The organism is Bacillus sp. LJBV19, assembly GCF_017797845.1.
In the GTDB taxonomy this organism is placed as follows: domain Bacteria; phylum Bacillota; class Bacilli; order Bacillales; family Bacillaceae; genus Bacillus; species Bacillus velezensis.
On sequence record NZ_CP072563.1, the window covers coordinates 2550542 to 2570829 of the forward strand.

At 42.3% G+C, this 20288-nt stretch carries 24 protein-coding genes and 2 pseudogenes; 10 read left to right on the forward strand and 16 right to left on the reverse strand.

The window, feature by feature from the left end:
* Positions 1 to 28: 28 nt before the first annotated feature.
* Entirely contained in the window at positions 29 to 643 is a 615-nt protein-coding gene (locus J6600_RS12235) for a helix-hairpin-helix domain-containing protein (RefSeq protein ID WP_121984384.1), read from the reverse strand.
* Between the two features lie 58 nt (positions 644 to 701).
* Between J6600_RS12235 and comER the strand changes: the two genes are divergently transcribed.
* Positions 702 to 1523: a late competence protein ComER gene (gene comER, locus J6600_RS12240; protein WP_012118027.1), complete on the forward strand. Its 822-nt coding sequence runs from the start codon at positions 702 to 704 to the stop codon at positions 1521 to 1523.
* Between the two features lie 68 nt (positions 1524 to 1591).
* Here comER and J6600_RS12245 read toward each other — a convergent pair whose 3' ends face one another.
* Genes J6600_RS12245 through J6600_RS12280 form a run of 8 tightly spaced genes read right to left on the reverse strand, consistent with a single transcriptional unit; the run spans position 1592 to position 6597 of the window.
* Positions 1592 to 2329: a class I SAM-dependent DNA methyltransferase gene (locus J6600_RS12245; RefSeq protein WP_015417856.1), complete on the reverse strand. Its 738-nt coding sequence runs from the start codon at positions 2327 to 2329 to the stop codon at positions 1592 to 1594.
* Positions 2326 to 2682 carry a ribosome silencing factor gene (gene rsfS, locus J6600_RS12250; RefSeq protein ID WP_007408260.1) on the reverse strand — a complete coding sequence of 119 codons (357 nt, stop codon included), beginning with the start codon at positions 2680 to 2682 and terminating at the stop codon, positions 2326 to 2328. The genes J6600_RS12245 and rsfS overlap by 4 nt, the downstream gene beginning before the upstream one ends.
* A gap of 17 nt (positions 2683 to 2699) precedes the next feature.
* Positions 2700 to 3260 carry a bis(5'-nucleosyl)-tetraphosphatase (symmetrical) YqeK gene (yqeK, locus tag J6600_RS12255; protein WP_014418422.1) on the reverse strand — a complete coding sequence of 187 codons (561 nt, stop codon included), beginning with the start codon at positions 3258 to 3260 and terminating at the stop codon, positions 2700 to 2702.
* The gene (locus J6600_RS12260) at positions 3250 to 3819 is read right to left on the reverse strand and encodes a nicotinate-nucleotide adenylyltransferase (RefSeq protein ID WP_007408258.1); all 570 of its coding nucleotides are present in this window, start codon (positions 3817 to 3819) and stop codon (positions 3250 to 3252) included. Before J6600_RS12260 ends, yqeK begins: the two co-directional genes overlap by 11 nt.
* A 10-nt stretch (positions 3820 to 3829) precedes the next feature.
* Positions 3830 to 4120, reverse strand: a complete 291-nt coding sequence (gene yhbY / locus J6600_RS12265; RefSeq protein ID WP_209387447.1) for a ribosome assembly RNA-binding protein YhbY — start codon at positions 4118 to 4120, stop codon at positions 3830 to 3832.
* Positions 4114 to 4956 carry a shikimate dehydrogenase gene (gene aroE / locus J6600_RS12270; protein WP_003152856.1) on the reverse strand — a complete coding sequence of 281 codons (843 nt, stop codon included), beginning with the start codon at positions 4954 to 4956 and terminating at the stop codon, positions 4114 to 4116. The genes yhbY and aroE overlap by 7 nt, the downstream gene beginning before the upstream one ends.
* A gap of 19 nt (positions 4957 to 4975) precedes the next feature.
* Positions 4976 to 6076 (reverse strand): ribosome biogenesis GTPase YqeH, encoded by a 1101-nt coding sequence (yqeH, locus tag J6600_RS12275; RefSeq protein WP_014418423.1) that lies wholly within the window; start codon positions 6074 to 6076, stop codon positions 4976 to 4978.
* Between the two features lie 2 nt (positions 6077 to 6078).
* Positions 6079 to 6597, reverse strand: coding sequence for a YqeG family HAD IIIA-type phosphatase (locus tag J6600_RS12280; protein WP_007408254.1), 519 nt, complete (start codon positions 6595 to 6597; stop codon positions 6079 to 6081).
* Between the two features lie 357 nt (positions 6598 to 6954).
* Between J6600_RS12280 and sda the strand changes: the two genes are divergently transcribed.
* Complete coding sequence (gene sda, locus J6600_RS12285) at positions 6955 to 7095, forward strand: sporulation histidine kinase inhibitor Sda (protein ID WP_014418425.1); 141 nt, start codon at positions 6955 to 6957, stop codon at positions 7093 to 7095.
* Between the two features lie 132 nt (positions 7096 to 7227).
* On the opposite strand, the gene J6600_RS19695 is transcribed toward sda, so the two are convergent.
* The 3 genes from J6600_RS19695 to J6600_RS12295 form a co-directional block, all read right to left on the reverse strand.
* Positions 7228 to 7362 (reverse strand): hypothetical protein, encoded by a 135-nt coding sequence (locus J6600_RS19695; protein WP_003152848.1) that lies wholly within the window; start codon positions 7360 to 7362, stop codon positions 7228 to 7230.
* Positions 7363 to 7437: 75 nt separating this feature from the next.
* Entirely contained in the window at positions 7438 to 8169 is a 732-nt protein-coding gene (locus J6600_RS12290; RefSeq protein WP_209387448.1) for an SGNH/GDSL hydrolase family protein, read from the reverse strand.
* 69 nt (positions 8170 to 8238) lie between these two features.
* Entirely contained in the window at positions 8239 to 8973 is a 735-nt protein-coding gene (locus J6600_RS12295) for a polysaccharide deacetylase family protein (protein WP_007612700.1), read from the reverse strand.
* A gap of 234 nt (positions 8974 to 9207) precedes the next feature.
* Between J6600_RS12295 and J6600_RS12300 the strand changes: the two genes are divergently transcribed.
* Complete coding sequence (locus tag J6600_RS12300; RefSeq protein ID WP_209388351.1) at positions 9208 to 9834, forward strand: TVP38/TMEM64 family protein; 627 nt, start codon at positions 9208 to 9210, stop codon at positions 9832 to 9834.
* Between the two features lie 212 nt (positions 9835 to 10046).
* On the opposite strand, the gene J6600_RS12305 is transcribed toward J6600_RS12300, so the two are convergent.
* A complete protein-coding gene (locus J6600_RS12305; protein ID WP_209387449.1) occupies positions 10047 to 11303 on the reverse strand; it encodes an MFS transporter in 1257 nt (418 codons plus the stop codon).
* A gap of 458 nt (positions 11304 to 11761) precedes the next feature.
* On the opposite strand from J6600_RS12305, the gene sigK reads away from it, so the two are divergent.
* On the forward strand, positions 11762 to 12487 hold the full coding sequence (gene sigK / locus J6600_RS12310) for an RNA polymerase sporulation sigma factor SigK (RefSeq protein WP_014418430.1): 726 nt from the start codon (positions 11762 to 11764) through the stop codon (positions 12485 to 12487).
* Positions 12488 to 12682: 195 nt separating this feature from the next.
* Here sigK and J6600_RS12315 read toward each other — a convergent pair whose 3' ends face one another.
* Positions 12683 to 13135 (reverse strand): AraC family transcriptional regulator, encoded by a 453-nt coding sequence (locus J6600_RS12315; RefSeq protein ID WP_209387450.1) that lies wholly within the window; start codon positions 13133 to 13135, stop codon positions 12683 to 12685.
* 307 nt (positions 13136 to 13442) lie between these two features.
* Here J6600_RS12315 and J6600_RS12320 point away from each other — a divergent pair.
* The 5 genes and pseudogenes from J6600_RS12320 to J6600_RS12340 all read left to right on the forward strand — a co-directional run.
* Positions 13443 to 13598 (forward strand): annotated as a pseudogene (locus J6600_RS12320) (ImmA/IrrE family metallo-endopeptidase); the annotation flags it as partial.
* A 3-nt stretch (positions 13599 to 13601) separates the two neighbouring features.
* Positions 13602 to 13982, forward strand: a pseudogene (locus tag J6600_RS12325) (sigma-70 family RNA polymerase sigma factor); the annotation flags it as partial.
* A 474-nt stretch (positions 13983 to 14456) separates the two neighbouring features.
* Positions 14457 to 15299: a sialate O-acetylesterase gene (locus J6600_RS12330; protein ID WP_209387451.1), complete on the forward strand. Its 843-nt coding sequence runs from the start codon at positions 14457 to 14459 to the stop codon at positions 15297 to 15299.
* Positions 15296 to 15823 (forward strand): PadR family transcriptional regulator, encoded by a 528-nt coding sequence (locus J6600_RS12335; RefSeq protein WP_021494341.1) that lies wholly within the window; start codon positions 15296 to 15298, stop codon positions 15821 to 15823. The genes J6600_RS12330 and J6600_RS12335 overlap by 4 nt, the downstream gene beginning before the upstream one ends.
* Before the next feature lie 653 nt (positions 15824 to 16476).
* The gene (locus J6600_RS12340) at positions 16477 to 17349 is read left to right on the forward strand and encodes an AraC family transcriptional regulator (RefSeq protein WP_007612715.1); all 873 of its coding nucleotides are present in this window, start codon (positions 16477 to 16479) and stop codon (positions 17347 to 17349) included.
* Positions 17350 to 17447: 98 nt separating this feature from the next.
* On the opposite strand, the gene J6600_RS12345 is transcribed toward J6600_RS12340, so the two are convergent.
* The gene (locus J6600_RS12345; protein WP_209388353.1) at positions 17448 to 18347 is read right to left on the reverse strand and encodes a LysR family transcriptional regulator; all 900 of its coding nucleotides are present in this window, start codon (positions 18345 to 18347) and stop codon (positions 17448 to 17450) included.
* Positions 18348 to 18476: 129 nt separating this feature from the next.
* Here J6600_RS12345 and J6600_RS12350 point away from each other — a divergent pair, with 129 nt between their 5' ends.
* Positions 18477 to 19745, forward strand: a complete 1269-nt coding sequence (locus J6600_RS12350; protein ID WP_209387452.1) for an APC family permease — start codon at positions 18477 to 18479, stop codon at positions 19743 to 19745.
* A 303-nt stretch (positions 19746 to 20048) separates the two neighbouring features.
* Here J6600_RS12350 and J6600_RS12355 read toward each other — a convergent pair whose 3' ends face one another.
* Positions 20049 to 20267: a hypothetical protein gene (locus J6600_RS12355; protein ID WP_209387453.1), complete on the reverse strand. Its 219-nt coding sequence runs from the start codon at positions 20265 to 20267 to the stop codon at positions 20049 to 20051.
* Between the last annotated feature and the right edge of the window lie 21 nt (positions 20268 to 20288).

Below are 20288 nucleotides of genomic sequence, written 5' to 3' on the forward strand. Positions count from 1 at the left end.
TTACATAGATTTAAGCAAAACCGTCAATTCACTTTACCGTAATGGAAGTTTTTATCCGCTCAAATGACTTTTCTCCAAAGCCTGATACATTCATCAAATCTTCAGCAGTCTGAAACCGTCCGTTTTCTTCTCGGTAGGCGATAATGGCTTCCGCTTTTTTCTGCCCCACCCCGGAAACCGCCTGAAGTTCGTCCAGAGATGCCGTATTGATATTGACAGCTGCATTCTCCTTTTCACCCGCTGTTGTTTTCGGGCGATTCTCCTCTTCGCCTTCACTCGGAATATAAACAATCGTTCCGTCCTGCAGCTGCTCTGCTAAATTAACATTCAATTCATCCGCCTTTTTCTTCAGGCCGCCGGCTTTTTCAATGGCTTGAGTCACTCTGTCTCCCGCTTTCATTTCATACACGCCGGGATTTCGGACCGCGCCTTTCACATCAATCATAATCTTATCGTCTGCGGTGTCTTTTTTGTCCGCGACGGATGCTGAGGCTGTTTGGCCGAGCACGGACTGCTGTTTGACCGGCTCTTCCTTTTCAGAACGAAACAGCCAAATACAGATAAAAACCGCTCCTGCAGCAAGACAAGCGCCCAGAATTTTCAGGTTCCGCCGCAGCGGCTCCGTCATCATCGCTTTCGTCATATTGCATTGCCTCCCCGCATAAGGTTTAGAGGATTAAGGGAAAAAGGAGGGGAATTCATTGAAAATAGGCTTTATCGGCACCGGAAACATGGGAACGATCCTGATTGAATCGTTTATCGAATCAAACGCTGCCGATCCCTCACATATCACCATCACAAACAGAACAATCGAAAAAGCATTAAAACTAAAAGAACGTTTCAGCGGCATCCATGTCACCGAGGATCAGGAAAAGCTCGTACAGGAAAATGAAATAATATTCATTTGTGTAAAACCGCTGGATATATATCCTTTGCTGAAGAAACTCACACCGCATTTACGGAAAGATCACATTTTAATCTCCATTACCAGTCCCGTTCAGACGGATCAGATTGAACATACGGTTCCGTGTCAGACGGCCCGCGTCATTCCGAGCATTACGAACCGCGCCTTGGCCGGCGTCTCGCTTGTTACGTTCGGCAAAAGCTGCAGCGAGTCTGCAAAAGCGGATATTCAAACGCTGTTCACTCATATCTCAAAACCTGTAGAAATCAGCAGCGGCATTACAAGAGCGGCGTCAGACATTGTCAGCTGCGGGCCCGCTTTTATGAGTTATCTCGTTCAGCGCTTTATTGACGCGGCAGTGGAAGAAACGGACATCACCAAAGAAGAAGCAGTAATTATGTCGACGGAAATGCTTGTCGGTCTCGGAAAGCTTCTGGAAACAGGGCATTACACACTTCCCGCCTTGCAGGAAAAAGTATGCGTAAAAGGCGGCGTCACCGGAGAAGGACTGAAGGCTCTCGAAAGCGGTGTTCAGGATATGTTCAACCGTGTCTTTCAGCGTACACATGACAAATACGATGAAGATATATCGTTAGTGAAGAAGCAATTTCACGTGTAACTGAGTATGCCATAAAGTGCTTTAGCGCGCCAATCGCAAAAAATGCATTTTAAAAACCATCGTTCCGTTTAAACGATGGTTTTTGGTTTGCCTGCCGTAAAGAAAAGACGTTCAGACTCTGTTGAAGGAGGCCGGTCTGTAAAATCAGCCGTCACCTTCTTCAGTTCAAATCCGGTCTCTGCAAGCATTTGTTCATATTCTTCAATGTAAAATGTTTTTTGCTCATGCGTCTCGTCATAGCGGTCATAAGATTGTCCGTTCCATACGAAAAAGGACATATCATGGATGACAGAAAGCTCTTCATCGCCGGCAAAGCTTTGCCAGATATAGCTGATCTGCTCATCCTGATCCGCATGGGTGCTGTCCGGAAAAAGCTCCGTCATTTTAAATGGGGAATGGACGTCAAACAGAAGCAGGCCGCCCTCCTTCAAAACTTGAAAAACACTTTTGAAGGTGCTTAAGACATCATTTTTCGTTTTTAAGTAATTTAGGGAATCACAGCAGATGACTACAGCATCAAACTGTTCTTCAAAACCGGAAAGCTCTCTCATATCCTGCTGGAGAAAAAGAATCGGCTTTCCCGTTTTTTTCTGCTGGGCACAGCTCAGCATATCTTCACTCAAATCAATCCCCGTGACTTCGCAGCCTTTTTCAGCAAGCCTGATGGATATTTCTCCGGTTCCGCAGGCAAGATCAAGCACCCTTCCCTTTTCCGGAAGAGACGCTTCGATCCAGCCCGCCCATTCATCATACGGCGCATGTGACATTAACTCGTCATATACGCCGGCGAAGCCTTGGTAAATCATGAGTTCAAGCCGAGCTCAAGCTCTGCGAGCGGCGCGTCGCCCCATAGCTTTTCAAGATTGTAGTAGCTTCTTTCATCTTTATGGAAAACGTGGACAATGACGTCGCCGAGATCAACTAAAATCCAGCGGGCCTCATCAAACCCTTCCATCTTTTTGACATCAATGCCGTTTTCTTCTGCCTGATCTTTAATTTCACGCGCAATTGCCTGAACCTGCTTATCAGAATTCCCGTGGCAGATTAAAAAGTAATCCGCTATAAGTGAGATTCCTTCCATGTCCAGCGCTAAAATATCTTCTGCACGTTTATCGTCGCATGCTTTTGCCGCGATTTTTAATACGGAAGCTTGATTCATTCTTCAAATTCCTCCTGTCAATTTTGAGACACCAGCCAGTTATAGGTTGCAAACGTCTCCGGAAAGACCGGCTGGTTTTTTTTCATCAGAAATATCATTGTATTTTTCATTGCTTGTATGAGCGCTTCGTTCAGATCCGTTTCCGCCAGACGGCGCACCTCTTCCACTCCGGGAAAATGGCGGCCGGGTTCAATGTAATCCGCAACGTAAATGACTTTGTCTAAAAGGGTCATTCCGGGACGCCCTGACGTGTGATAGCGGATTGCATCCAAGATCTCAGGATCAGTGATCCCCGCTTCTTTCTCAGCCAGATACGCTCCCACAGGGGCATGCCACAGCTCGGCATTGTAATCCAAGAGCTCAGCCGGCATTTTTTCCCGCACGATGATCTGCTTCATTTCTTCTTTCGGCCGGAATTTCGCATAATCATGAAAAATAGCCGCCATTTCCGCTTTTTTCGGGTCTGCTCCGAACCGTCCTGCGAGAATAACCGCCGTATCTGTCACGCCGATTGTGTGGATGTAGCGATGCTCGGTCAGCTGCTCTTTGACGCAGGCAAGTGCTTCCTCACGATTCATATAAATCATTCTCCTCTATATACTGCCTCACTTTATCCGGCATTAAGTATTGCGTCGGCTTTTTTGCTTTGAGACGTTCTCTCAGCATCGTTGACGAAACGTCAAATTCCGGAACGTCGGCAAAAAGCAGCGGGTACGGGGTCTCAATATGATACCCCGGGCGCCGCACTCCGATAAATTGAATGAGCGTGAGCAGTTCGTCCAGTTTGTACCATTTCGGCAGATATTCAATCATATCCGCCCCGATAATAAAGAAAAGCTTGTCGTTCGGGTGCCGCTCCTTCAGCAAACGGACGGTATCATAGGTATAAGAAGGGCCTTTCCGGTCCATTTCCGCAAGCTCAAGCTTAAAGCCGGAATTGGAGCTGATGGCAAGCTTCAGCATCTCCACCCGGTGCCGGCTGTCTGTAAAGTCTTCATTCTGCTTATGCGGAGGGATTTTATTTGGCATAAACCAAATCTCATCGAGCTCCGCCTGATGAAGGACTTCATTAGCCATCAGAAGATGTCCGTTGTGCGGAGGGTCAAATGTGCCCCCGAATATTCCGATTTTCTTCATGTTAACCACCTTACGGAAGCTCGATTTGTTTATTTTCCTTTGATTCCTTATACAATACGATCGTATTTCCGATCATCTGCACCAATTGTGAGCGGCTGCCTTTCACAAGGGCTTCTGCGACATCATTTTTATCGTCTTCGCAGTTTTGAAGCACGCTGACTTTAATCAGCTCTCTTGCTTCTAAAGCCTCGGCAATCTGTTTCACCATGTTTTCGTTGACTCCGCCTTTTCCCACTTGAAAAATAGGCGTTAAGTGATGCGCTTTTGAACGCAAAAACCGTTTTTGTTTTCCTGTTAACATTGTGTTCCTCCTAGTTTTCCTTCAACAATCGCTCTCATTAAGCCGCTGTCAGGCTCTTGTTCCGTCCACAGCTTGAAAGACAGTGCGGCCTGTTCCACAAACATGCCGACACCGTCAAGGGTTGTTAAACCTCTTTTTTCAGCTTCTTTTAAGAACGCCGTTTGAATCGGGTTGTATACGATATCACAAACGATGGCGCCCGTTTTGGCCCGTTCCAATGAGAGCGGCACGGCATCCGTTTTCGGATACATGCCGACAGATGTTGTATGAATAATGACGTCATATTGTTCAAGCTGATTTTCAGCTTCTTTTAAAGTAAGGGCGCGTTTCTGCTGAAAAGAGGGAGCAGCCGCAATCAGACTTTCTGCTTTTTCCGGCGTGCGGTTGCAAACGTCAAATTGTTTCGGCTCTCTGCGGACGATCGTTGTAAAAATCGCTCTTGCCGCTCCTCCCGCCCCAATCATGAGGATGGAGAGCTCTGATATCGGTTTGTCCAATACTTTGACTAAGGATTTATAAAACCCATCTCCGTCAGTATTATACCCGATGAGCCTGTCTCCCTCTCTTTTGACGGTATTTACGGCCCCAAGTACTTTCGCGCTTTCATGTATTTCATCCAGATGCTCCATGATCGCGACTTTATGCGGGACTGTGACGTTCACTCCGCAGATGCCAAGCGCCTTGATTCCGTTAACGGCGTCCTTGAGATGATGAGGTTCCACCTGAAACGCAAAATACTGCCCGTTGATGTTCTTATCTTGCAAAGCCGCGTTATGAATATCGGGTGACATTGAATGCCCGATCGGATTTCCGATTACTCCGTACAATTGTTTCATGCTCCCTCTCCCCTTCTCTCTATATTAATGAACGGCGGACAAATACGTGTACGCCTTTCGGAGCGTATGCCGTTATTTTTTTATCTGCTTGCTGCACCGTGACCCAGCCGAGACCGGAAAAAACGATATCCGTCTTTCCTTCTTTAATCGTAAACGTGTGGGGCGTAAGCTCCGGAAATTCATCCAAATGATCTTTTCCGGGCGGGGTAAGCAGTTCTCCCGCATGCTTTTCGTATAAGGCATCAGCATTTTCAAGCTTTGTTCTGTGAATCATCAATTCATTCGGCATATAGCAGACAAACGCCGTTTTATCGCCTGATACATAGTCAAACCGGGCAAGCCCGCCGAAATAAAGCGTTTGTTTTTCATTCAGCTGAAAAGTGCGCGGCTTCAGTTCTTTTTTCGGTGTCAGCACCTTTAAGTCACGCTTGTCCACGTAATGCGCCATCTGGTGATGGTTAATGATTCCCGGCGTATCATAAAGCGCAGATCCGTCATCAAGCGGGATTTCAATCGCATCAAGCGTCGTGCCCGGAAATTGAGAGGTGGTAATAATATTCTCTTCCCCTGAGACCTCTTTAATAATCCGGTTGATAAATGTGGATTTGCCGACATTGGTACAGCCCACCACATACACATCGCGGCCTTCGCGATAATGTTCAATGGCGTCAATGACTTCCTTCATCCCTTGTCCGCGGGAAGCGCTGATTAAAAAGACATCAAGGGGTTTTAAGCCGTATTCTTTCGCTTCGCGTTTCATCCATTGAACGAGGCGTTCCCGTTTTACGGATTTCGGCAGGATATCGGCCTTATTACCGACAAGAATAATCGGATTACCGCCGACAAAGCGGTTCAGCCCGTTTATCCAGCTTCCGTTAAAATCAAAAATATCAACGACTTTGACAATAAGAGAGTCAGTATCGCCGATTGTGTGCAAGATATTTAAAAAGTCATCATCCGTTAATGAAACATCTTGAATTTCATTGTAATTTTTCAGTCTGAAACAGCGCTGGCAGATGACATTCTCTTTCGTGAGCGATGCCTTTGGCGCGTATCCGAGACCTTGTTTATCCTCGGTCTGGATCGCTACTCCGCAGCCGATGCAAACAACCTTTTCCATTTCTAATCCTCCCACTGAATATGGCCTTTACGTTTCAAAGAACTCAATATTCTCCGTTCAATCCGGCGGTTAAAGCGCGTCATGACTCCGTCAGAGGAAGCGACAGGCACGACGAGGATCGTATGATACCCGTTTCTGTTTCCGCCGAGAACATCAGTAAGCAGCTGATCGCCGATGACCACACAGTCTTCTTTTTTCAGATCCATGCTGCTGACGGCTCTTTTAAAGGCGCGCCCCATCGGTTTTCTTGCCTTATAAATAAACGGTATGCCAAGCGGCTCCGAGAATAATTTCACTCTTCGTTCATTATTATTGGAGACGATCGTGACTTTAATGCCGTGCTCCTTCATTTCTTCAAACCACTCGATTAATCGAGGTGTCGCACTCGGTCTGTCCCACTCCACAAGCGTGTTGTCAAGGTCTGTAATAATCCCTTTCACATTGCGTTCTTTGAGCTTTTCCGGTGTGATATGAAATATATTTTTCACAAATTCGTCAGGTAAAAAAAACTTTTTTAACAAAACCCGCACCCTTCCTTTTCTTTCTATCATCTATATGTCGAAACCTGTCAGATTTAAAAACAAAGTCGGACTCAGTAAAAAAATTTCGACAAAAATTGGGTTTCTTCACCAGTTGTGGATAAAATTACACACATTATCCACTCTTATTACATCCGGATTTATCCAGATTATAAACAAGATACTAACAAGTTATCCACTTACGAGTGTGGATAACAGAACGATTGTTCTTATTTGTATTTAATGGTAGATTAAAGATAACCTCACCATGATTGAAACGCAACCTTCCATCATATGCTTGCGTCTGATGATTGATTACAATTGTAAGGAGGTGCCACTCCCATTAATTGGGTCCCCGGCATGAGAAAGCTTTCTGATGAATTACTAATAGAATCTTATTTCAAAGCCACTGAAATGAATTTGAGCCGTGAATTTATCGAGTTAATTGAAAACGAAATCAAAAGAAGATCGCTCGGACACATTATTTCCGTTTCCTCTTAAACAAAAAAAAATTTCCGGGCGAATTTCCTTTTTTTACTCAGATGACTGATATTATATCACTTCGGTTATGCGCATTACTACCACTTTCAACAAAAAACACCCCTAAAATAGAGGTGTTTAAGAGGACGGCTGCTATATATTGAACCAATACAGACCGCCCAGGACGAGAATGACGACGAGCAGCACAACAAAAAATGCGTACCAGTACCCCGCATTCACCCGAGGAGGCGGGCATACAGGATATTGCGGAGGGAAACCGCGGTTCATAGCAATCGCCTCCAAAAAGATGTTTTTTCTACAGCCTATGAAGCAGAAGCAAAACGGTTTAGGCAGCTGACGGCGTCAGCGTTCCAAAACCCGCCCATTTTTTATGCCTTCAATTAAGATTCTGGCGCCTTTTGGCGTCATATGATTTCCGGAGGGATCTATCAGTCCGGATTGGATCAGCGCCCGGTCTGTATCTTTGCCGCCGTCCGCGCGTATAAAGTGTTTCCAGTTATCCACCAGCGGCACTTTCAACTCAGCTGCAACCTGCCTCGTAACGCCGTTATAGGAATTATGCCATTTTCTCGCGCCGCCTTTTTCTTTAAAGGCTGAGGCTTTATATCTCGAATAGTAATAGAGATGATGCGTTCCGTTTCCTTCTATAACCGGGATGCACGTCATTAAAATCGGCTTTATGCCGTGATTTCTGCTTTCGTTTATGAAATAAGTCAGGTTTTCTTTAAACCGTTTCTTTGATACCCGCGGCTGATCGCCCGTCAAAATGCCCGCATCATTTGTTCCGAACATGATAAATAAATATTGGGGCTTACGGTTCAGCACGTCGCTTTGAAAGCGCAGGCGCGCATCCTCAGTCGTCTGGCCGCCTATTCCCGCATTTATAACCGTAAGACGGCCGCGTTCCGCTGTTTTTAACATGTTTACCCACTGCTGCGCCTTCGGATAATCACGATAATCCCAGTTGGAACCGCGCGTATTGCTGTCGCCGAACGTGACAACACTTTTCTCTTTGCCCGCGGCGCACCCTGATAACAGACAGATTATCGTAATAAAAAGAACAGCAAACTTCATTTTCTCTCCCCCCAAACCTTACCTCCTATGGTACACATCTCTTTGGCGGCTTTCAACGCGGCGCTCTCTTTACTGGATATGAAAAGGGCCCGAATCCTGTCCGATCAAATCCGAAACCTTAACAAACGTGTAGCCCTGCTTTTTCAGCTTGGGAATGATTTCTTTCAAAGCCTCAACCGTCTGGCGCCGGTTTCCTCCGCCGTCATGCAGAAGAACGATATCTCCATCTCTGGCATGTGAAACAACGTGCCTGACGATTTTTCCTTTCCCGGGCCTTTTCCAGTCCCTCGGATCTTGGTTCCATGACCACATGATGATATGATAGCCCTCTTTTAAGATGCTTTTGAAAGCCGTATGATTCAGCGACCCTCCCGGCGGGCGGAATAACTTGTCCCCTTCCGGCTGCAGCGATGTGATATGATGCGCTGAGCTGTGAAGCTCTTGTAAAATGTCTTTGCGTTTCAGACGGTGAAAATAAACATGGTTCATCGTATGGTTGCCGATTTCATGCCCTTCTTCAACGATGCGTTTTGCCGTTATGGGGTATTTGTCTATACGGCTCCCGACACAAAAAAAGGTTGCTTTCACATTGTGCTGTTTCAGCACGTCTAACACAGCTTCCGTATAGACAGGATGGGGGCCGTCATCGAAGGTTAAAGATAGTTTCTTTTTTTCAGACCTTATATCCCAGTACACGTTTCCCGTCTTCTCCATGTCACTTCTTTTTAAAGATTTCGCATCGGCGGACACGGCAGTGAGACTCGTGAGGACGCATATCATGATGATCAGATGAAAGCATCTCAACGTTTACACCTCCAGTAAACACTACTGTTAACGTGTCCCCTTTTATAAAAAATCATTCTCTGCATCAAATGATGCACATCACCCGCTTCCCGCTTGTTTTTGTCCAAATCCGAGTGCAGCCGTTTCTCATCAAACGGCAAATGCTGATAAACAAATATGCTTATCGGACAGCTTATTTTAATAGAAGGAGATAGATTTGTGCTGTATACTAATTGAAAAGAGGTGAACGTGCAGATGATAAAAAAGGGATTCAGTCTTGCCGTCATCATTGCTGTCGTAATGATCGGCTTTATGCAAAAAGACGTCTGGCTCAGCATGATTCGCGCGGGGGGCATGTACGCCGTGCTTATGAGTATCCTGCTGGTCGCAGCTGACGTATTTTTTCCGATTGTTCCATTCGCCATTATCGCGGCCTTAAACGGAGCGGTTTTCGGGATTGTAAACGGGGTGTGGATTACATTGTCAGGCGCGATGCTCGGAACAATGGCATTGTTTTTTCTCGTCCGGTACGGATTCAGAGACTGGGCCAGAAAAAAGCTGCTGGCTTACCCGGCCGCGGCCCAATATGAAGATTCATTTCATCAGCACGCGTTTACGGCGGTGCTTTTCGGACGGCTGATTCCGATTATACCGTCGCTTGCCATGAATACCGTCTGCGGGCTGAGTAATATCCGATGGCCGATCTTTTTTTCGGCGTCGGTGCTCGGCAAAATTCCGAACATTTTGATCGTGACGGTCGCAGGCGCTTCATTTACAAGCAACAAACTGCTGTCTTTCGGGATTTACGGAATGTATATGCTCGTCTTAATGGCGGTCATTTATAAGAAGTTTCCCGGCCTTTTAAAAACAACGAAAAAATGAAGCGCGTACCGCCCCCTACTCCGGCGGTACGGCTCCTCTCATTCTGAGAACTTTTCCGTTACATTCTGAACCGATCACTTCCATGTTTTTCTTTCTGTAAAATGACAGAGCCGCTTCATTGCCCCCGAAACTCTCAGGTGATATTCCGAAACACCCTTCGCTCTGAAAAGCTGACGAAAAACGAATCCTCACGAAATGAAACGGCCGTCTCTTTATGTTTGTTTACATTGATCCGCTTGAAATACATCAGGAGTCCTCCTTTTTGCGGACGCAAATAAGAACGAGCATAAAACGGCTGCCAACGCCAGCATAACAGCAGCGCCTGCGATGACGATGCCGCGGACGGACGAACTGACAGAAGCCGCTCCGAAAACCGCCGTTACTACTATAATGAAGACAGCTTCGACTAATGAATAAAAGCTCCCCACTCTCCCCATGATGTCCACCGGAACATTCTTTTGATAAAACGTCAGAAAGCCTGTATTGGCAAACGCCAGAAAAAAAGCGAGAAGGAAAAATCCGAAAGCAGCCGTCCAAAAAACGTCAGAAAAAGCATAAATCATATATCCGGCCGCTGTGAATAAAGAGCCCATTCCCATCAATAAAGAAGCCGGCATTTTTTTATTAAAGAACACATTGACAAGCGCCCCCGCAATAATGCCTGCCCCTGAGACACTGACGAGAAAACCGTAATCGGCATCAGTCAGCTGAAGAACCTCTTTTGCAAAAGCGGCTTCAAGCGAATCAAGCGCGGATAGCATAACGTTCATGACCAGACTGAATAAAAAATAAATGATCATGACGTTTCGCGCCGTTCGGCTGAAGCGATAGACGAGCTTCCAATCTTCTTTGTACACTGCCAAAGAAAGCTTCTGTGCGGGAGAATGTACGTGAGGCTCGTTTTCAAGGTTCGGCAGCATCATCGTGATGAACCCGGACAGCACTAAAGCCGCCGCATTCACCCAAATCGCAAAAATCGGCGTGCCGGCGATAAAAAGCAGCCCGGCCGCAGCCGGCCCGAGGAGAAAAGCCCCTGATTCCGACAAAGCCCTTAGTGAATTGAATCGTTTTCTCCTTTCAGCCGGGATAAGCATCGTCACATACGCCATGGAACACGGACGAAACATCGCATTGGCCATTTGAATCAAAAATACAATACAATAAACGGAAAATAAAGACCGTGCAGTAAACATCAGCGGCAGAACGGCAATAAATGCAGCCCGGATGAAATCAAGCGACATCATCATATTCCGTTTGTTGCACCGGTCGATGATGCTGCCCGCCCACCCATTTGTCATCAAAACAGCCGCAGGCCTGATTAAATAAAGGATGGAAACCGCAAAAGCAGACCCCGTTTCTTTTAAGACAATAAGATTAAGAGACAAAAAATAGATCCATTCACCAATATTTGCTATCCCGATTCCGGTTAACAGAAGCATCGGGTACCGCCAAGACTTCAGGTTTTTCATCTTATCCCTCCCTTAGAAATAAAAAACGCCCTCAAGACAATAAAGTCTTGAGGACGGGAAACAGCCCGCTATGCCACCTCAATTCGGTTTGGTGCCGGCCATGCCGGGTACAAAGCTTACTCGGTAACAGGAGTATCCGCCGCATCATCCTCGTGTTGCATGATTCCGATGCGAAGCTAAGAGGTTTGTTTCAACACATCCATTCATACTCCTTCACAGCTCCCGGAGCTCTCTGTCATGAATGATATCTGTCTACTCGTCTCTTCAGCGCTTTTCAGTTATGTTCTTTTTGCCCTTACTTTTTTTAACAATATACAGGTTCAATCAGCAAAAATCAAGAGGCTGTAAGAAATAAAACCCGATTTTGATTAATTTCCCTGTACAGACACAAACAGCCCTACCGACACATACAGTTACATATAGGCGATTGCCTACATAACTTTGTGGAGGTGAGGACGGTGACAGGTGTTTTTGCAGCGCTCGGGTTTATTGTGAAAGAACTTGTGTTTTTAGTATCATACGTGAAAAATAATGCCTTTCCACAACCGCTCTCAAATAATGAGGAGAAAAAATACTTAGACCTTATGGCTGAAGGAGATGAACACGCCCGCAACATGCTGATCGAACATAATCTCCGTTTAGTCGCCCATATTGTGAAAAAATTCGAAAACACGGGAGAGGACGCAGAAGATCTGATCTCCATCGGTACAATCGGGCTGATCAAAGGAATTGAAAGCTATTCAGCCGGAAAAGGCACGAAGCTTGCCACATATGCCGCACGATGTATTGAAAATGAGATTTTAATGCACCTGCGCGCATTGAAAAAAACGAAAAAAGACGTCTCCCTTCATGATCCGATCGGCCAGGATAAAGAAGGGAATGAAATAAGCCTGATCGATGTCCTCAAGTCGGAAAGCGAAGATGTGATCGACACTATTCAGCTCAACATGGAACTTGAAAAGGTCAAAAAATATATCGACATTTTAGACGACCGCGAAAAAGAAGTCATCGTCGGCCGCTTCGGGCTTGATCTAAAAAAAGAAAAAACGCAGCGCGAGATCGCAAAGGAGCTCGGCATTTCAAGGAGTTATGTGTCGCGGATTGAAAAACGCGCATTGATGAAAATGTTCCATGAGTTTTACCGGGCGGAGAAGGAGAAGCGGAAGAAGTCGAAGGGGAAATGAGCGAAAAGCCGGATCTGACATCCCGGCTTTTTCTTATTTTCTTTTTCAATAGAGGAAGAATATTTGAAAAAGAGATGTGACAGTTATGAAAATCATTTTTCTAACTCGTTACCGCATTTCAGTCGATGACGCCACATATATTCCCAATTCAAGGGGTTATGATTAAAAAGTAAACAAGTAAAAAAGCTAATCAAACTAAAACGATTTTACGGGTACACATATTTCGCAATAAGGGTTGCTAATCATATCACCAATGTACTTTTCCATAATAGGTTTGTTATCCATTTCATACCCATTGATTCGTAGGTATGGAAAAATATCAGAATATGCTTTTTGAATATCCTCTACTGTATGTTTAACTTCGTAAATAATGTACTTTCCACCAGGTAGTTCACCTTCGAAAACTGAATCATCCACTTGATAATCATTTGGAATAACAATACAAGCATCAAATCTACAGTTATTAGGGGGTGTAGTTTCTGGATTATCTTGTGGAATTGCAAATAGGATTGCAGATTCAAGAAATTTCTTCTCCTTAGCCCATTTTTTTAATTTCTCCATTATTTCAATATTGGCAGGACCATATTGACCAACTCGTCGCATATAAGCAATACGATAGTTTGGAAGTGATTCGACTCTAAATTTCATTTTGTTCTTCGTCCTTTCATAATTAGTATTGTTTGCTACATTTCGAATGTAACATGCTTTAAAAATATACACAGTTAAATTTTTAAAATTTTTCGATAAATTTTAAAGTAATAATTTTGCATAGATAATCAACAAACCTTAATAAATGTATGAATGCTTAGAAATGACTTCGTGTATATTTGCCTTTTTACCTTAAAGATATATAACCATCTGCATTCTCCTCATACCCCCTCACAAGTACTAAATATAATCTGTTCATAAACCTTCCTTTTTCCTTAGTGAAGTCAATTTTATTTTGATGCATTTTCTGTTGCGTAATATTAATCTTTCGTACATACAACATATGCAATTGAAAATGCAGCTTGGTTATTTAAGGTATCCCCTTCATTCGCTAAGAAACGTTTAAGCATTTATTACAGAAAAATTGACTCAACATTTATTTAATCAAACAGTTAAGGGAAATCCTATGCATCTGCGCGCATTGAAAAAAACGAAAAAAGACGTCTCCCTTCATGATCCGATCGGCCAGGATAAAGAAGGGAATGAAATAAGCCTGATCGATGTCCTCAAGTCGGAAAGCGAAGATGTGATCGACACTATTCAGCTCAACATGGAACTTGAAAAGGTCAAAAAATATATCGACATTTTAGACGACCGCGAAAAAGAAGTCATCGTCGGCCGCTTCGGGCTTGATTTAAAAAAAGAAAAAACGCAGCGCGAGATCGCAAAGGAGCTCGGCATTTCAAGGAGTTATGTGTCGCGGATTGAAAAACGCGCATTGATGAAAATGTTTCATGAGTTTTACCGGGCGGAGAAGGAGAAGCGGAAGAAGTCGAAGGGAAAGTGAGCGAAAAGCCGGATCTGACATCCCGGCTTTTTCTGCATTTTAGGACATTGCTCTTCAAGTATAACTTCAGGATTTAAAAATAAAACATAACAAATGAATCGAATTGGTACAATCGTTAACCTTTTTAATAATTTTTTATTGATATTTAACCCCTTCAACACAGCCCTCCCTTTTTAACAATCCATTTCATTTGGGCTACACCCCCATCATTGAATGTATTTCCTATGAAAAATGATTTTGAACCTCGTAGGAATCCTTACATAACAGGGTTTTTGTTGTTTTTTCATTGTTTATCAAGACCTAAAGCAAAAGAACTTGCTATTTCTCAAATACATCCACCAAATGTTCAATGTTAGTTTGTTCTTCATACATACTAATAATAAAAATAAAACCTAGTTGAAACTTTACAAGACAACCTGAATTAACTATAGTCTAATTAGACTAAAATATTGATGTAAAGAAGTGAAAAATTAGATGATAAAGTCTTTTTTAATGTTGGGGCAGTCGAATATGGCGGGCCGAGGATTTTTGAATGAAGTAGACCCTATCTATAATGAAAAAATAAAAATGCTGCGCAATGGACAGTGGCAGATGATGACAGAGCCGATTAATTACGACCGTCCGGTTTCCGGCGTTGGCCTGGCGGCATCTTTTGCAGATGCATGGTCGAAAGCTCATCCCGATGAAGAAATTGGCTTGATCCCCTGTGCGGAAGGCGGCAGTTCATTGAATGACTGGCATCCGGAAGGCATCCTTTTTCAGCATGCTTTGTCCGAAGCCCGCTTCGCCCTCCAGTCCAGTCAAATTTGTGGAATCCTTTGGCACCAAGGTGAGAGTGACAGTTATCGTTCGCTGCATGAAACTTATTACGAGAAATTAACTCTTATCATCGAGACGCTAAGAAACGAGTTGAAACTTGATGAGGTACCGTTGATTATTGGAGGGCTTGGTGACTTTCTTGGGAAGACCGGTTTTGGACAGCACGCGACTGAATTTCGACAGGTTAATGAACAATTGCTGTGTTTTGCTAATGAACAACAGAATTGTTATTTTGTTACTGCGGCAGGTTTGACTGCGAATCCTGATGGCATTCATTTAGACGCAGCTTCACAACGCAAATTCGGTTACCGCTATTTCGAGGCTTTTTCGAAAAAGCACCATATCCTTAAACCCATTTCGGGAGAGGAGCAATCACTGAAAGTGAATGGTGACTATTCTAAAACAGAACAGATTTACCTTCATAGTATGGATTTGGCTTCGGGTAAAATCACGTACGCGGAATTTGAGGCGCGGATGGCGAAGGTGATGAAACCATGATTCCCTTACTTATCCTTGGCTTGCTCATCCAAAACCCCGGAGCTCACGGCTATGAACTTCTGGCCTTAATGGAAAAACGTCATTACAAATACATTGTTAACTTCACGAAAGGTTCATTTTATTACAATCTGCAGCAACTTGAAGAAAAGTGTTTGATTGAACAGATTCAGCAGAAACCCTCAACCAGCGGGCGTGAAATCCGTAACTTTAAAGTCACAGATTCGGGAAGGGCAGAATTCGAAAAATTAATGATCAAATACGGCACCAAATCGGAATATGTGAACCTGCCATTTTATGGGGCGTTACTCTTTGCCGATGAATTCGACAAAAATAAATTACTGGATCTGATCCAATCACAAATCGATCAGACTAAAACTCGAATCGAGCTCCTTGATGAATACCTGTCCATCACTCAAGAAATTCCCGGCACAATCAATTACTTTCGCCGTATGAATGAAAATTCCCGTTCACATCACTTGGTTAATTTAGAGTGGTTCGAAAAATTGAAAGCAGAAATAGAGTGAACTATTGCATAATAAAAAAATGCAATGTTACATATATCAGAATATTAGTTACCTACATATAAAACCTGTGTCACGGATATCTAGTAACACCATTGATACAGGTTTTATACTCCTTCTTTAATTAAACCAGTATAGGGTTGTCAACACTTGCCCCCAACAAGAGCAAGTGAATCTGCTGCGTGTTCTTCTTTTTCAATCCGTATGAATAACCGCTTTTTTACACCTATTTAGTATTCAAGTAAGGCAACTGATTTTTCTCCTTCGTCCGCTAAACTGCCGCTTTCTTCGAATAAGTAAAAGTGATCTCCCTTAAGGAAGAATCACTTCCTCTAATTGAACAAGCAGTGGAGGTGAACATTGTTCTCGACATAACTAAAATTTTTTAACCTCTGCGTAAGTAACTTTCAATTGATTGATATTAAACCCCTCCAACAATAAAACTCCGTCTTTTTCTATTTTCTTTTCAATATAAAACAATGATAACTTCTTTCATCTTATGCAACCCAAGCAGTTATTAGGTGTTTTCTTTATCTGTACAAATACAGGTGAATCACTTAATTTATTACATATAAGTTATCCTGCAAAACTGTGCACGAAATGTCGGGTAGATACATTTCGCTCCTGTTATTCTTTTGTTAAAGGAGGTCAAATAAATGGATTCGCTTAAAAGGATGAACAGCGCATTAACGTATATCGAAGAAAACCTCACGAACGATATTGATTTCAAAGAAGCAGCAAGGCTTGCTTTCTGCTCTGAATATCATTTTAAAAGGATGTTTTCCTTCCTTACAGGTATTTCATTATCGGAATATATTCGTCGACGACGTCTTACTCTTGCAGCTTTTGAACTTAAAGACAGCAGCGTAAAGGTGATTGATCTTGCGATAAAATACGGTTATCACTCACCAGATTCTTTCGCACGAGCATTTCAAAATCTGCATGGCATAAGACCATCAGAAGCTAAACATAATGGCCATTCACTTAAAGCTTATCCGCGAATGACCTTCCAGTTATCAATCAAAGGAGGAAATGAAATGAACTATCGCATTGAAGAAAAAGAGGCATTTCGCATCGTCGGCATTAAAAAAAGAGTCCCTATTTTGTTCAAAGGCGTGAATCCTGACATTGCATCGATGTGGGAAAGTTTAGATGAAGCAGCAATCAATCAACTAAAAGAGCTTTCTAATGTAGCGCCTGTAGGACTCATTAGTGCATCCACGAACTTTTCTGAAGGCCGGACAGAGGAAAACGGAGAGCTTGATCACTATATTGGCGCAGCCACAACGAAACATTGCCCAAATCACCTATCACAGCTTGAAGTCCCTGCCTCAACGTGGGCTGTATTCGAAGCAGCCGGATCATTTCCGGATGCACTGCAGGAAGTATGGGGGCGGATTTATTCCGAATGGTTTCCATCGTCACATTATGAACAAATTGAAGGCCCAGAAATCCTGTGGAACGAGCATAAAGATGTAACATCGCCATCTTTTAAAAGTGAAATTTGGATCCCCATTTCAAAAAAGTAATATATCTTATAATGAAATTAGAGGAATTGAAGGTTTTAAGGGAGGGGTCTCATTCCCTCCTCTTTTTGCACCGACTCGAAAACTTTAATGAGCATCGACTATAAAGTCTGAGTTCTTTTCCATAATTCCGCATGTTTTTTTACGATATTTATAAATTCAGCCATCGCTAAGGAATGCCATCTTTTTTTATGATAAGCCATCTGCGTTAAAATACGTGTTTCATTCAAAATCAATCCACTTAATTTGTTTTCTTTCAACTCTTTTTGTACAGTGATCAACGGTAATAACGAAATTCCTAATCCGCACATCACACACTGCTTAATTGCCTCAACACTCCAGAATTCAAAGGTATTCTCCGAAACCGGTCCTTGGTGTTTCATATACTCTTCAAAGTAAGTACGGTAGCTGCACCCATGTTCTGTATATAAAATCACTTCATCAGGTGAAAAATAAAATTCATCAAATGGAATATTTTTCAATTGATGATGTTCAGGGAATATCAATATCATTGGTTCAGTTATCAATTTTTCTATATATAAATCAGTTTCCTCTTGTTCGTGCTCCAAAAGAAACGCTAAATCCACCTTCCCATTTCGGAGATCATTTTTTAATTCCCAGCATGTCGATGATCTTAATATTATTTTCACTTTAGGAAAGAGCTTTTTGAATTCGTGAATAATTGGAGGTAAACGGTAAACCGTTAAAGATTCCGGAGCACCAATAACGAGAGTCCCCATCGGTTCATCGTTTGATTGTATTTGTTTTACTTTTTCAGATATCCTGATCATTTCGTTTGCATAAGGAAACAAAAGTTCCCCCGCTTCAGTTAACAGCATTTTCTTCCCAAAACGATTAAATAACGGTTTTCCTATTTCTTGCTCAATATCTTTAATATGTGAAGTTATAGTCGATTGGGCATAACCCAAATATTCAGCTGCCTTTGTAAATCCTCCCTTTTCCACAATTGTTATAAATGTTTTTAAGTGCCGTATTTCCATCATGTCTCCCCCCTTTGAACATCACTAATTCCGATGGAACAGTTCATATATATCTATTTTACCGATGAAAGGAAACAAATTACAATTAGAATATGATCATAAAACACGTTTAGGAAAGGATGGAATGGAATGGAATGGAAAGTGAGAGAAAGAAAACTCGGCCCCGTACTTTTAAGCGGATTAATTGTTGGTCCTATTTTAGGATCGGGAATTATATTGCTTCCACCAATCATTTATGGTAAGACTGGAGATTATGCCATACTAGCATGGTTTATAATGATGATCATTAGTTTTCTATTTGCTTCATTGTTTGGAAAATTGAGTGTTTTATTTCCGAATGAATCTGGTGTTGCGCATACAGTCGAACTTGCATTTGGACAACATATAAAACAATTAACTTCTGTATTTTTTATTATTGCGGGCAGTGTGGGGCCAGTTGCCGTTCTCATGACAGCCAGTCAATACCTAAAGGCTTTGTTCAAAAGTAATGGTTGGCCGCTAGAGACATATGGAATCATTCTGATGATGATTTGTTTATTCGTTCTATTATTGAATATCTCTTCTGTAGGAAAAGTGTCATTTATGTTCTCCACAGTTGCCACAGCAATATTGTTAAGTGGCGGAATTAGTTCAATTCCCTTTATGAGGGATAAAGCTTTTATTAAAACACCATTTCATCTTGATGATTTTGGTTATAGTATTCTATTACTTTTTTGGGCTCTAGTAGGTTGGGAAATTATAGGGAATTATAGTTTGGATGTCAAAAACAGAAAAAGAACGATTCCCCAAGCAATAGTAATAAGCTCAGTGGTCATCACAACGGTTTGTATCGTTGTAGCTGCTTCTTATCAATGGATTGATTTACATCACACACACACATTAACGATTATTTTAACTCCATTGCTTGGAACATTTGCTTCACCGACAATGGCTTTCATCACAACAATATTATGTATGAGCACATATTTATTGGTTACCGGCGGAGTATCACGTCTAATAGCCTCAGAGAATAAAAAAACAACCTTGATTTCTTTCCGCTCCAAAACAAACATACCAATTGGAGCCATAGGCTTATTAACATTAATTCATACAATCGTTTTTATTCTTTTATTTATAAACTTCATTAATGTTGAACAAATTGTCGGCATAGCAAATGCTTTCTTTATTAGTAATGCGATTTGCGGTATTTTGTCTGCATATAAACTGCTACCTGGTAAGTTTTCAAAGAGTTTATCATTAATGCTTATTATCAGCTTTTTGATTATCCTTTCTTTCTCATCAATATGGATTTTATTAATGATTGCCCTTATAACTGCTTTTTATTTGATCCGACACTTTATTTGGATGCGTCAATTAAAGAAATCCGCTACTAATTCTCAAGACAAATTGCGGTTTTAAGAAGTCATGAAATTTCTCACCCATACTTGGATATATAAACAAGAACGGGAGATTTACAGTTCGTATAGGACATAGTTATTTCTTTTACAATGATTACTTACGGACACCTTCCGCTCTTTTACACATTTTAAAGCCGGTCTGAAATTCCGGCTTCTTTTCATTCCGCTAATCCCTTAATAATCGGTGCAGGCAATGTCCGCCGGCGCCATATCCATCAGAGTCACCAAAGCTTCATCCTTTAATGACTCCATATTATTTATTAACAATCTAATCCTTCATCATGGTCATTTTCAAACAGAATGATTAACTTTCTCTCCGGCCTATTTTAATATCCTCATACACTTTCTCAAAAGTCTCGATTGGCAGTGAAAACTTGGTTGTTTTCTCGTTACGATAATTGATCATAATCTCAATTTGATTATTTTTTTGTTCAAACTCAATAAGTGTATTCTCCCATTTATCTCTGATTGAAATGATACAATTTCCATTTTTCTTTTCCTTTTTCTTATAAATGTAATTCACTTTAACTCCCCTTTCATTGAT